Annotated in this window: 9 protein-coding genes; 2 read left to right on the forward strand and 7 right to left on the reverse strand. The window is 70.0% G+C overall.

What is annotated here, in order from left to right; genetic code table 11:
* Positions 1 to 85: 85 nt before the first annotated feature.
* From ACIBI5_RS28300 to ACIBI5_RS28315, 4 genes are all read right to left on the reverse strand, one after another.
* Positions 86 to 1018: a MazG family protein gene (locus ACIBI5_RS28300; protein WP_397251765.1), complete on the reverse strand. Its 933-nt coding sequence runs from the start codon at positions 1016 to 1018 to the stop codon at positions 86 to 88.
* Between the two features lie 2 nt (positions 1019 to 1020).
* Positions 1021 to 1644, reverse strand: a complete 624-nt coding sequence (locus ACIBI5_RS28305) for a SurA N-terminal domain-containing protein (RefSeq protein WP_397251766.1) — start codon at positions 1642 to 1644, stop codon at positions 1021 to 1023.
* 27 nt (positions 1645 to 1671) lie between these two features.
* Complete coding sequence (mfd, locus tag ACIBI5_RS28310) at positions 1672 to 5160, reverse strand: transcription-repair coupling factor (protein WP_397251767.1); 3489 nt, start codon at positions 5158 to 5160, stop codon at positions 1672 to 1674.
* A 554-nt stretch (positions 5161 to 5714) separates the two neighbouring features.
* Positions 5715 to 6341 (reverse strand): GNAT family N-acetyltransferase, encoded by a 627-nt coding sequence (locus tag ACIBI5_RS28315; RefSeq protein ID WP_397251768.1) that lies wholly within the window; start codon positions 6339 to 6341, stop codon positions 5715 to 5717.
* A 620-nt stretch (positions 6342 to 6961) separates the two neighbouring features.
* On the opposite strand from ACIBI5_RS28315, the gene ACIBI5_RS28320 reads away from it, so the two are divergent.
* A complete protein-coding gene (locus ACIBI5_RS28320) occupies positions 6962 to 7678 on the forward strand; it encodes a class I SAM-dependent methyltransferase (RefSeq protein ID WP_397251769.1) in 717 nt (238 codons plus the stop codon).
* Here ACIBI5_RS28320 and ACIBI5_RS28325 read toward each other — a convergent pair.
* Together ACIBI5_RS28325 and ACIBI5_RS28330 are read right to left on the reverse strand one after the other, a co-directional pair.
* Complete coding sequence (locus tag ACIBI5_RS28325; RefSeq protein ID WP_397251770.1) at positions 7671 to 8843, reverse strand: hypothetical protein; 1173 nt, start codon at positions 8841 to 8843, stop codon at positions 7671 to 7673. The genes ACIBI5_RS28320 and ACIBI5_RS28325 overlap by 8 nt on opposite strands.
* On the reverse strand, positions 8840 to 9328 hold the full coding sequence (locus ACIBI5_RS28330) for a SigE family RNA polymerase sigma factor (RefSeq protein ID WP_397251771.1): 489 nt from the start codon (positions 9326 to 9328) through the stop codon (positions 8840 to 8842). Before ACIBI5_RS28330 ends, ACIBI5_RS28325 begins: the two co-directional genes overlap by 4 nt.
* 93 nt (positions 9329 to 9421) lie before the next feature.
* Between ACIBI5_RS28330 and cysC the strand changes: the two genes are divergently transcribed.
* The gene (cysC, locus tag ACIBI5_RS28335; RefSeq protein WP_397251772.1) at positions 9422 to 10633 is read left to right on the forward strand and encodes an adenylyl-sulfate kinase; all 1212 of its coding nucleotides are present in this window, start codon (positions 9422 to 9424) and stop codon (positions 10631 to 10633) included.
* A 3-nt stretch (positions 10634 to 10636) separates the two neighbouring features.
* On the opposite strand, the gene ACIBI5_RS28340 is transcribed toward cysC, so the two are convergent.
* Positions 10637 to 11695, reverse strand: coding sequence for a glycoside hydrolase family 26 protein (locus ACIBI5_RS28340; RefSeq protein ID WP_397251773.1), 1059 nt, complete (start codon positions 11693 to 11695; stop codon positions 10637 to 10639).
* Between the last annotated feature and the right edge of the window lie 383 nt (positions 11696 to 12078).

The following is a 12078-nucleotide window of genomic DNA, read 5'->3' on the forward strand; positions in this document are numbered from 1 at the left end:
CTCCCCCCGTAAACCCCGAACGATCCTGACATCTCCCGACATATCCCGCCACTTGGGTTTAGTCGGGCGCGGATCACGCCGGTGCTCAGGTGGTGCGCGTTTCCCAGTTGCGCACGCGCTCGCGGTAGTCGCGGGCCGCCCCGCGCAGCTCCGCCTCCGGGTCGAGGCCGGCCTCCTGCGCCCGGCGTACCAGGTCGAACAGCTCGCGGGCCACCCCCTGACCCACCGCCTGCGCCAGCGCCTCGGGTGCGCCGGACCGTTCGGCCCGACGGACGAGCTGGGCGGCCAGCGACAGCGACGGCTGGCCCATCGGGACGCCGTCCAGGATCGACTCGGTGCCCTTCTCGGCCCGCTCGGCGGCCTTGATGGCCTCCCAGTTGTCGTTCACCTCGTCGGCGGTCTCCGCCCTGACGCTGCCGAACACGTGCGGGTGCCGCCTGACCAACTTCTCGACGATGCCCTCCGCGACGTCGTCGATGTCGAACGACTCGGCCACCCGCGCGTGGAACACCACCTGCAGCAGCAGGTCCCCGAGTTCCTCACGCAGCGCCGGGTAGTCGCCGTGCTCGATCGTCTCCAGGACCTCGTAGGCCTCCTCCAGCAGGTACGGCACCAGCGTCTCGTGCGTCTGCTTGCGATCCCAGGGGCATTCCACGCGCAACCGGTCCATCACGCCGACCAGGTCGAGCATCCGGGCGCCCGGCAGGTCGTAGGAGCCGGGCACGATCTCGATCACCGGCGGCTCGTCCAGCGCCAGGGCGGCGTGCCCGGCCGCGCGCAGGAAGTCCTCGTCGTCCATGGCCAGCCAGACGAGCGTGGCGGCGGCGGCCCGCCGTACCAGCTCGGCCGGATTCTGCGGGCCGACCGTGACCTCGACGCCCGCCTCGGCGAGGTAGGGCAGCTGCGGGTGGGCGGCCGAGGCGGTCAGCACCTCGCCCGAGCGCAGCGCCTGCCACGCCTGGTGGCTGAGCAGGCCGGGAGCGACCCTGGGCGAGGTGGTGACGACGATGAGCGGCATGCTCAGCCCTGCGGCTGCTGTTGCTGCTGCTGGGGCTGCTGGGTGGGCGTGAGCTTGCCGAAGCGGCCCGTGTCGACGAACATCGACGGGTTCTCCTGCGTCGGCTGCGTGTTCAGCTGGCCGTAGCGCGGGCTGTAGGTGACCTTGACGGTGGTGAACTCCGAACGGAGCTTCTCGATCGCCTGCTGGTTCTGGGCGCCGCCGAGCTGCTGGAGGATCTTCTGGATCGACAGCTCGCCGCGCAGGTAGTCGCGGGCGTCGCCCGGGGGCACGCCCTTCGACAGCAGGTTCATCGCCGGAGTCTGCTGCTGGCCCGGGTCCTTCAGCGCGGTGTCGATCTCCGACTCGCTGACCTGGACCTTGTACCTCTGCGCGAGCTGGCGGTACACCGCCTCGTTCGTCATCCGGAACAGGACGAACTGGTTGAGCGGCACCTGAAGCGCGCTCGCGTCCAGCCGCGCCGCGGTCAGCGCCTTCTCATACTGCTGGACCTCGGAGTTGAGGTCCTTCGCCGCGATGCGCTCCCCACCGACGACGGCGGCGGCGCCCGCCTCGACCGGGCTGGAGCAGGCGGTCAGCGCGACACCCACCGCGGCGGCGGCCACGGCCACTCGAATCGACTTCACGTGCATCCTTTCCGACAAAAACCGGCGCTAGCTTACCCGTGCGGGCTCCAGGAACATCGCCTCGACCAGATCCCCGCACCATTTGAGCAGGTCCAGGTCGCGAAGAGGCTGCCCGCCCACCGGCTTGGTCTTCGGCATCGGCACCAGGAGCGTCTCCGCCGCCTGCTTGTAGATGGCGCTCTTGTACAACCGGTCCAGGCGTACCTGCTGCGACTCCTTCAGCACGACCGGGCCGAACTTGACGTTCTGCCCCTGCAGCGTCACGTCCGTGAGCCCCGCCTGACGGGCCCTGAGCCGGAAGCGTGCCACCGCCAGGAGGTTCTCGACCTGCACGGGCGGCTTGCCGTACCGGTCGGTGAGCTCGGCGCGCACCTCGTCGATGCCGAGGTCGGAGGCGATCGCGGCGACCCGCTTGTAGGCCTCCAGCCGCAGCCGCTCCGAGGTGACGTAGTCGTGCGGGATGTGCGCGTTGATCGGCAGCTCGACCTTCACGTCGTGCTGCTCCTGCACGACCTGCTGCCCCGACAGCTTCGCCTTCTGCTCCTGTACGGCTTCCGCCATCAACCGGACATAGAGATCGAAGCCCACCCCGGCGATGAACCCCGACTGCTCGGCCCCCAGCACGTTGCCCGCGCCGCGGATCTCCAGGTCCTTCATCGCGACATACATGCCGGCGCCCATCTCGGTGTGCTGGGCGATCGTGGCCAGGCGCTCGTGCGCGGTCTCGGTGAGCGGCTTCTCCGGCGGATACAGGAAGTAGGCGTAGCCGCGCTCGCGGCCCCGGCCCACGCGTCCGCGCAACTGGTGGAGCTGGGACAGGCCGTAGTTGTCCGCCCGGTCGACGATGAGCGTGTTGGCGTTGGGCACGTCGAGTCCGGACTCGACGATCGTGGTGCACACGAGCACGTCGTACTCGCGCTCCCAGAAGCCCACCATGATCTTCTCAAGCTGGTGCTCGTTCATCTGGCCGTGCGCGACAGCGACGCGCGCCTCGGGCACGAGCTCCTTGACCCGCGCGGCCACCCGGTTGATGGAGGCCACCCGGTTGTGCACGAAGAAGATCTGGCCGTCGCGCATGAGCTCGCGGCGGATCGCGGCGGTGAGCTGCTTCTCGTCGTAGGGGCCGACGAAGGTGAGGATCGGGTGCCGTTCCTCCGGCGGGGTCAGGATCGTGGACATCTCGCGGATGCCGGTCAGGCCCATCTCCAGCGTGCGCGGGATCGGCGTGGCCGACATCGCCAGCACGTCCACCTGCGTGCGCAGGTGCTTCATGGCCTCTTTGTGCTCGACGCCGAAGCGCTGCTCCTCGTCGATGATGATCAGGCCGAGATCCTTGAAGCGCACCTCGGGGCTGAGCAGGCGGTGGGTGCCGATGACGATGTCCACCGCGCCCGAGCGCAACCCCTCCAGCGTGCCCTTGACCTCGCCGTCGGTCTGGAAGCGGGAGACCGGCTTGAGCGAGACCGGGAAGCTGGAGAACCGCTCGGTGAACGTCGACATGTGCTGCTGCACCAGCAGCGTCGTGGGCACCAGCACCGCGACCTGCTTGCCGTCCTGCACCGCCTTGAAGGCCGCGCGCACCGCGATCTCCGTCTTGCCGTAGCCGACGTCGCCGCAGATGAGGCGGTCCATGGGGACGCCGCGCTCCATGTCGCGCTTGACCTCGTCGATGGCCTCCAGCTGGTCGCCGGTCTCGGCGTACGGGAAGGCGTCCTCCATCTCGCGCTGCCACGGCGAGTCGCCGGCGAAGGCGTGGCCCGGACTGGCCATGCGGGCGCTGTAGAGCCTGATCAGCTCGCCGGCGATCTCCTTGACGGCCTTCTTGGCCTTGGCCTTGGCCTTGCCCCAGTCGGCGCCGCCCATGCGGTTGAGCGTGGGGGCCTCGCCGCCCACGTACCTGGTGACCTCGTCGAGCTGGTCGGTGGGCACGTAGAGGCGGTCGCCCTTGGCGTACTCGATGACCAGGTACTCCCTGGTCGCCCCCTGGACCGTGCGCTGGACCATCTCGATGTAGCGGCCGACGCCGTGCTGCTCGTGCACCACGTGGTCGCCGACCTTGAGCTGGAGCGGGTCGACCATGTTGCGCCGGCGGCTGGGCAGGCGGCGCATGTCCTTGGTGGAGGCCTTCTGCCCGACGAGGTCGAGGTGGGTGAGGACGGCGAGGTCCTTGGTGACGAAGCCGTGCTCGATGAGGCCGGTGGTGACGTGGACGACCTTGGGCTCCGGCGCCTTGTCCAGATATTTCTGCAGACGGGCTGGAACGTCCACGCCCTTGAGCAGTTCGACCATGCGCTCGGCCGAGCCCATGCCCTCGCTGAGCAGCACGACCGCCTTGTCCTCCGCCAGCCAGCCCTTGATGTCGGCCAGCGCCCGCGCCGTGTCGCCCCGATACGCCTCCGAGTCGTGCGCGTCCAGCTCCACCCCGGACCCGAACGGCGCCAGCGTCCACCACGGCTGCCCCAGCGCGCCGGCGTGCCCGCGCACGTCGTCCAGCGTCCTGAAGGCGGCGGCGCCGAGATCGATGGGCGCCTCGCCACCGGCCGCCGCGTTGATCCACGACGCCTCGAGAAACTCCTGAGAAGTCCGCACGAGCTCCTCGGCCCGCCCGCGGATCCGCTCCGGATCACACACGAACACCGCCGACCGCGCCGGAAGATGATCGACCAGCAGGTCCATCTCCCCCGCCAGCACCGGCGCGAACGCCTCCATCCCCTCCACCGGCAGACCCTCGGCCAGCTGGTCGAGCACCTCCGCCAGCGAAGGATGCTCCTCCCCCAGCGCCCTGGCCCGCTCCCGCACCTCGGGCGTCAGCAGCAGTTCCCGGCACGGCGGCGCGAACAACCCGTCCTCCGCCGCCTCCAGCGAACGCTGGTCGGCCACCTTGAACCAGCGGATCTCCTCGACCGTGTCGCCCCAGAACTCCAGCCGCAGCGGATGCTCCTCCGTCGGCGGGAACACGTCCAGCAGCCCGCCGCGCACCGCCACCTCACCGCGCCGCTCCACCATGTCCACGCGGTGGTAGCCGTTGGTGACCAGCCGGTCGACCACGTCGTCGAGATCGGCGTCGTCGCCCGCCCGCAGCCGGATCGGCTCCAGATCGCCGAGCCCCTTCACGATGGGCTGCAGAAGGGCGCGCACCGGCGCCACGATCACACTGAGCGGCCCGGCCGAGACGTCACCGCGCACCGGATGCGCCAGCCTCCTGAGCACCGCCAGCCGCTGGCCCACGGTGTCGCTGCGCGGCGAGAGCCGTTCGTGCGGCAGCGTCTCCCAGGCGGGGAAGACGGCGACGGTGCCGGGCTCGATCAGGCTCGTGAGCGCCGCCGCCAGATCCTCGGCCTCCCGCCCGGTCGCCGTGACGGCCAGCACCGTCCGCCGGTCATGGCCGACCAGCGCGGCCACCCCGAACGGACGCATGGCCGCGGGCGCGACCAGCGCGACATCGCCGCCCTCCTCGAGAGCGGCGGTCAACTTGGGATCGGCGGCAACAAGGTCAAGCAGTCCGGAAAGACTCATCCACAGCCCCACGCAACATGATCGCCCCAGCCCGGGGCAACACGACTACCCCCGGCCTGTATCGGTCGCGGGGGTCACCCCCACCCTACTGTCCGCCCCCACACCCATCCCCCACGCCCCGTCCCCTCGTCCCCCGCCTTCCGTCTTCTCCGCCGTCCCCGTCTCCTCGTCGTCTCCCCGTCTCCCCGTCTCCCCTCTCCCCGTCTCAACGGTGGCTGCACATTCCGTGCGTTCTGCCTCTCCGCCCCTTGCCCGCCGCACATCCCGCGCGCCCGGCCCATCCCTTACGGCTGCGCCACACACCCGCCTCCCACCGACATGGGCGAGCGTCCGTGCAAGGTCGCCCGGCAGTCGGACAGACGCACCTCCGTAACGGCGCCCGTTCACCACCCGCGCGGCCCCGGCGCCCAGGCGGCGCTGCTGCGCCCCGGCACCCAGGCGGCGCGCTGTGCCCAGGTGGCGCGCTGTGCCGAAGCAGCCGGATCTGGGCGGCGACCCACTCGGCAAGTCACCGCGAAGGACCAGCCGTTGACCCGAGCGGCGACGGGGGTGGGTTAATCGGGTGGGGGGAGGAGGGCTTCTGAGCCCATGGGGAGGAAGCCGGCGGCGAGGAAGGCGCGGACGCTGGCGGCGTTGCCCGGGGCCACCTGGGCCCATACGGGTTCCGGGGTCAGGTGGCGGGCGGCGGTGGCCAAGGTGCGGCCCAGGCCCTTGCCCCGGTGTTCGGGGGCGATCTCCACGGCGGCCTCCCAGCGGCCCGCGACGCCTCGGCCCAGGACGAGGAGGCCGCCCTCGCATCCCCACGCGCGTACGCCGTCGCGGTGGCGGTGGGCTCGCGCGACCCTCGGGTGAGCGCGGCTCGTGACCTCGGCCAGGGCGGCCGACGGGGGGCCGGGCAGGGGCTGGGCGAGGAGGAGCATGTCCAGGCCGTCCACGCGGCGGCCGGTCTTGCGTTCCAGGGCGCGAAGGAAGGGTGGGTTCAGCGGCGCCGACAGGTCGCCTTCCGGCAGGCGGGCGCGCAGCCAGATGGGGTGGAGGTCGGCGAAGACCACGGTGTGGGCGGTGAAGGCGATGATGCCCAGATCTCGGGTGGTGGGTTGCGGGAGGAGGTCCACGGCTCCGTCGGGAGCGGGCAGTTGTCCGGCCGCCACGCCGTCAAGGAGGTCCTTCAGCGTCTCCACTCCGACATTTCACCAGATTTATCCCTACTTGCCGCGTTACGAGTCGGTCCCGATTCACGGTTTCCGCCCGATCCCGGCTCACGGTTCCCTCGGGTCCGGCTCACGGTTCCGCTCGGGTCCGGTTCGTGGTTCCGCTCGGTCCCGGTTCATGGCTTCCGTGCGGGTGGTGAAACAGGCGCCGTCGCGGCGGCGCGTTTGTCCGACTGCCGGGCGACCTTGCACGGAGGCGCGCCCATGGCGGCGGGGGGCGTGGGGGCGGCTTGCCGTAACGGATGGGCGCGGAACGAGACACGACGGAGGGGCAGTCTGCCGCAACGGACCGGTGTGAGGCGAGGCGCGGGAGACACGCATAGGAGCGACCCGCCACAACGGACCAGAGCGAGGGGCGGCAAAGACGCACGGAGATGGTCTGACGTAGCGGACAGGTGCGAAGCAAGGCGCGGACAGAGGCGCGTGGGGCGGGCACCGCGCGGGAGCTTTGGCGCAGGACGGGAGGGAGTGGGCGGGAGGTTTGGTGCGGGGGTGGTGGAAGCGGACGAACTGGGGGTGCGGGGGAAAGGGGGCTGGGAAGAGTGGAGAAATGCGCAACTAAGAGCGATCGGTTGATTACTGTTGGTGACATGTCAGAGGTGCGTGCGGTCGCTCTGCGGGGCGACCTGTTTGGTCAGCGGATCCGCGAGCAGTGGACCGAGCAGCTGGGGCGGCGGCTCGACATTCTCATCGCCGGATGCGCGCGTGACGAGCCGCTCCTTCTGGAGCGCATGGAGACCAGGGTCACGGGGGTCGATGAGGAACTGCCCGCTGTCCGGGCGGTCGTCGAGGGGCGGCAGGACCTGGCCTCGTGGGCGCTGGGTGACATGCGGTCGGTGCCGATGCCGCCGCGGTCGTTCGACGTGATCCAGCTGACGTTTCTGCTGGAGCGGATCCAGCATGCCGAGCTGGTTCTCGACCGCATGCTCCAGGCTCTACGACCGGGCGGGCTGGTGCTGCTCAGGATGCGCGATCGGCGTTCCGCCTATGGGTGGTGCGATCGGGCCGTTCCGTCATGGCTGCGGTCGCTGCTCTGGAAGCGGCTGGTCGCCGAGGGCACTCCGGGGCCGCTGCCGGCCGTGTACGAGCCGATCACCTCGCGCGACGGCATGCACGCCTTCTGCCTCACCCGCGGCCTGATGATCACCGACGACCAGACGGCGACCACCGGGCCTGCCATGGGCCGGATCGGGAGTGCGGCCGTCGCGCTCGTGGACAAACTCACGCGCGGCCGCCTCCCGTCCTCTCACGACGAGGTGACGATGGTCATCCGCAAACCCCAGAACCACTTCGCCCGGCTCATCTAGGCGTCAGCACCCCGACCCAGGGGTCCTCCTTCGTCTTGTCCTGATAGCCGCTGAGCTGCCGCTTCACCGAGCCGTCCACGCCTATCAGCATCAGCGCCGAATGAAACTCGTTGTCGCATTCGCCGGCGCATGCCAGGGCGAGGACGCTCTCGTCGTCGGCCCACGCGTGGAGTTGCAGCGCCTGCTGCCTGCCGACGACGCGGCCGGTCGCCTTCTCGGTGATCGAGGTGGGCAGGCCGTCCCGGCCGAGGAGCAGGGTGCCGTTGGGCGACAGCGGTGTGACGCGCGCGCTGGAGTACTTCTCAGGGGGCGCTTCGTGCTCGCGTCCGTCCGGGGTGAAATACACGCGGCTCGGCTCTCCGCCGCGGCCCTCCCAGACCAGCGTGCCGTCCTGGCTCCAGTTGAAGTTCTGTGAGCCGGCGGGAAGGAGGTTCTCGTCGTTGGGCATGGGGCGGAACGCCACCTCTTTGGTCGGCACGTCCACGACGTAGAAGCCGGTGCGGGTCGTCGGGAGGTGCTCCTCGGAGTTGGGGCCGACCCGCTTCCATCGCATGGGGTACTCGGCGTAGGCGGTGGCCAGCAGCTTCGTGCCGTCGGGTGACCATTTCAGGCCGATGACGTCCTGGTCCAGCTCGATCCAGGTCAGGAACTGCCCGGTGTTCAGGTCGAGTATGCCGATCCTGCGCCCCATCACCTCGCCTTCGAGCACGGCGGCCACCTGCAGGCCCGGCGCCACGTCCAGCCACGCGTAGGGCGTCTTCTCATAGGTGCCGGTCCGGGGGTTCAGCAGCCACCAGGTATGGCGGCGCCGCTCCCACCGGCCGCCCAGTTTCTCCGTCGAGTACACGAAATATGAGGAGATCGCGTAATTCCCCGCCGCGATCATGTTCCTGGGCGGGACGTTGTCCACGTCCGCCCGCACGTCCGTCGGCGCCGGTGACGGCCTGGCGGGCAACGTCACCTCGGTCGCGGGCCTGATCACGATGTCTCCCTCTCTGGTCACGATCGTCGCCGCCACGGCCAGCGCCGCCGCGACCCCCACCGCCAGCGCGCCGTAGACCCAGGGCCGCCGGGCACGCCGCCGTAGCGCCCGGTCGGCCAGGTCGTGCGGCACCTGGACCTCGTCGGCCCACTCGCCCATCACCTCGCGCAACTGATTCGTCATCCCACTACCTCCAGCTCCGGGAAGAGCTCCCGCAACTTGGCCAGCGATCGGTGTGCGGTGCTCCGCACGGTCCCGACCGAGCAGCCCAGTACCTTGGCCACCTCGTGGTCGGGCAGGTCCTCGAAGTAGCGCAGCACCAGGACCGTCCGCTGCCGCGGGGTCAGCCTGGCCAGCGCGCCGCGTAAGACCATGCGCAGTTCGCTCTGGTGGGTGGAGTCCGCCTCCGCCAGGTCGGGGACCGCCGGGCGCACCACCTCCGGCCGCCGTCCCGCCGCCCGCCACCAGCTCACCTGCTGGCGGTACATGACCTGGCGTATATATGCCTCGGGCGTGCTCACCCGCCGCCATTTCCCCGCGAGTTTCGACAGCGCGATCTGCACCAGGTCCTCCGCCGCGTGCTGGTCACCGCCGGTCAGCAGGAACGCCAGCCGCATCAGGGCGGGAGACCGCGCCGCGACGAACTCGCGGAAGGCTGGTTCGTCCACGTTCACCTCCAATGGGTCACCCCTAAGACGCCGCATGCACGGTCCCGCTATGCCTGCCGCACGCTAGAGTTCCTTCCTACCGATTCACTTGGGATGGAATACGTGGAGTTCACCCCAGACGAGCGCGAACTCGCCGATCTCGAACTTCTCCTTTCAGGGGCCTTCGAGCCGCTCAAGGGCTTTCTCGGGCACGACGACCTGCACTCCGTCGAGGAGCGCGGCACCTTGGCCGACGGCACGCCGTGGCCCGCGCCGGTGGCACTCCACCTGCCCGAGCAGGCAGGACCCGGCGACGAGGTCACCCTCCTCGACCCCGAAGGCCTGCCGCTGGCCGTGGTCACCGTGACCGGGCAGGGCGCCACCGGGCCGCTCAGGAGCCTCAACCCGCCGGAGCACGGGCCGTTCGCGCGGCTGCGCCGTACCCCTGAGCAGGTCCGCGCCGAGCTGGGCGGGCGCGAGACGCTCGCGGTCACGATGCGCGGCCCCCTCGACGACCTCGGCGAGGTCGTCGCCACCGCCAAGGAGCTCGGCGCGCGCATCCTCCTTCTTCCTCTCGCGTACGGCGAAGCCGGCCCGGCCGTCGTCCGAGCCGCGCTCAAGGCCAAGAACCAGCTCCCCGAGGACACCCTCGTCGTCCCCGTGCCACTCGCGCCGCGCGAGGAACCCGAGCTCGACCTCGAACTACGCGAGCACGTCGCCGCCGCCTACGGAGCCACCGAGCACCTCGCCGGCCCGGAGCCCGTGAAGATCCCCGGGCCGCCGCACCGGCGCGGGCTGGTGGTGTTCTTCACTGGTCTGTCCGGTTCGGGCAAGTCCACGATCGCCCGCGGGCTGCGTGACGCGCTGCTCGAAGAGGGCGGCAGGACGATCACCTACCTCGACGGGGACGTGGTGCGGCACCTGCTGTCGAAGGGGCTGACGTTCTCCAAGGAGGACCGCGACCTCAACATCCGGCGCATCGGCTTCGTCGCCGCCGAGACCGCGCGGCACGGCGGCCTGGCCATCTGCGCCCCGATCGCCCCCTACGCACGGACCCGGGACGAGGTGCGGGCCATGGTGGAGGGGGTCGGGGCGGACTTCCTGCTGGTCCACGTGGCCACGCCGCTGGAGGAGTGCGAGCGGCGCGACCGCAAGGGCCTGTACGCCAAGGCCCGCTCCGGCGCCATCCCGTCGTTCACCGGCGTCTCCGATCCGTACGAGGAGCCCGAGGACGCCGACCTCGCGATCGACACCACGCACCTCTCGATCGAGGCGGCGGTGTCGCGGGTGCTGGACACTCTGCGCGCCGGGCGCTGGATCCGCTGACGTTCAGGGGCGCGGAACCCGGGTGGAGCGGAAGTAGGGGTCGCGGGCCAGGTCGGTGAAGGCACGGCGGCCCTCCGCCGTGGTGTCGAAGCGCGTGTCGCCGCGCGGCGCCTTCGGGGAGTCGAAGTAGACCAGCGCCCTGATCTGCGGATAGTGCTTGATCTGGGCCCGGACCGACTCGTAGAAGGCGCGTTTGAACGCGCGGTCGCTCCAGCGCTCGAAGACGCCCCATTCGGCGACCATGATGGGTTTGCCGGGAAAGCGCCACTGCATCCAGCGGTAGAAGCCCGGCCAGCCGGGGTAGTCCTTGCGGGTCTTGTTGACCAGCCCGGCCAGGTCGCGGACGTTGTCGTCGGCGTAGGGGTCCATGGCGACCCAGTCGACGACGTCGTCACCCGGGTACAGGTTCTGGAACCAGGACTTGGCGGCCCAGTTGGGCGCGCCCATGTAGGTCATGACGGTGATGGCGTTCTTCACGCCCTTCTCCCGCAGCCGGAGCACCACGTGCCGGTACATGGCGGCGTAGTCGGCCGCCTGCATGCCGGAGCCCGCCGAGGGCACGACGTCGTTCTCCGGTTCGTGGTGGATCGTGAGGAAGAAGCGCTCAGGGAACGTGTCGCGGACGTGCGCCGCCAGCCGGTCGATCCGGCGGTCGAGCGCGCCGTCGGCGATCTCGGCCCACGTGTGCTCGAACGAGGGCTTCCAGTTGATGAGCAGCATGCGTGGTTGGAGGGGGTCTCGGGCGAGCTCGATCTCCTTGTCCGTGGGGAACAACTCCTTCCCCCGGTGGTAGACGTGCACGATGTCGGCGGTCGCGCCCATCCGCTCCTCCGCCCTGTGTACGGCCCTGCCGACCGGCAGCCCGGTGAAGATCTCGGGCGCCATGCCCCACCAGGCGCCGCACGACGGGATGAGCTTGGCCGTGACCGCGCAGGCCGGCGACCTTTCGATGCCCAGTCTTCCGTCGACCAGGGCGGCGTCGGCCGGGCCCGGATCGCGTACGCCCTCGGCGCCGCTGCAGGCCGCGACCGGCAGGAGGGCGCCGATCAGCAGCACCCTCATTCCGATTTTTCGGCTTTTAGTAAGAATTCCCCGTTGAAACACGTCGACCCCTTTGTCCTTCCTCCCGGGACCCCCACCCCGGGGTAAAACAACGTTGCAACTTTGCCACGGCTGGGCGACACTTTCAGCCAGTGCCACCTTCCCGGCTTTCCACGGCTGAGGTGGTTCGATGCGCGGGAAATCGCAGGTACACTCGGGGAACCGAGCTTGCCGAGAGCGCCGATCAGTCACCGCGGAATACACTCCGCCGCCAATTCCTTTCGCCCGATTTTGAGTGGCATTTCCCTATTATCTTGGGACATTTCCGGGCGGATGGCGGAGCCGTACCGGAGAAAATCTTCCGTATTCAAACGGGGCAATATCCGCGCGCCCTATAGTGACGC

This window comes from Nonomuraea sp. NPDC050540 (assembly GCF_044457485.1).
Classification (GTDB): Bacteria; Actinomycetota; Actinomycetes; order Streptosporangiales; family Streptosporangiaceae; genus Nonomuraea.

Bases quoted from the DNA above. Each gene is read 5' to 3' on its own strand.
- ACIBI5_RS28340 (WP_397251773.1), bottom strand. From the start codon at position 11,695: ATGAGGGTGCTGCTGATCGGCGCCCTCCTGCCGGTCGCGGCCTGCAGC.
- ACIBI5_RS28325 (WP_397251770.1), bottom strand. From the start codon at position 8,843: ATGACGAATCAGTTGCGCGAGGTGATGGGCGAGTGGGCCGACGAGGTC.
- ACIBI5_RS28300 (WP_397251765.1), bottom strand. From the start codon at position 1,018: ATGCCGCTCATCGTCGTCACCACCTCGCCCAGGGTCGCTCCCGGCCTG.
- ACIBI5_RS28320 (WP_397251769.1), top strand. From the start codon at position 6,962: ATGTCAGAGGTGCGTGCGGTCGCTCTGCGGGGCGACCTGTTTGGTCAG.
- cysC (WP_397251772.1), top strand. From the start codon at position 9,422: ATGGAATACGTGGAGTTCACCCCAGACGAGCGCGAACTCGCCGATCTC.
- mfd (WP_397251767.1), bottom strand. From the start codon at position 5,160: ATGAGTCTTTCCGGACTGCTTGACCTTGTTGCCGCCGATCCCAAGTTG.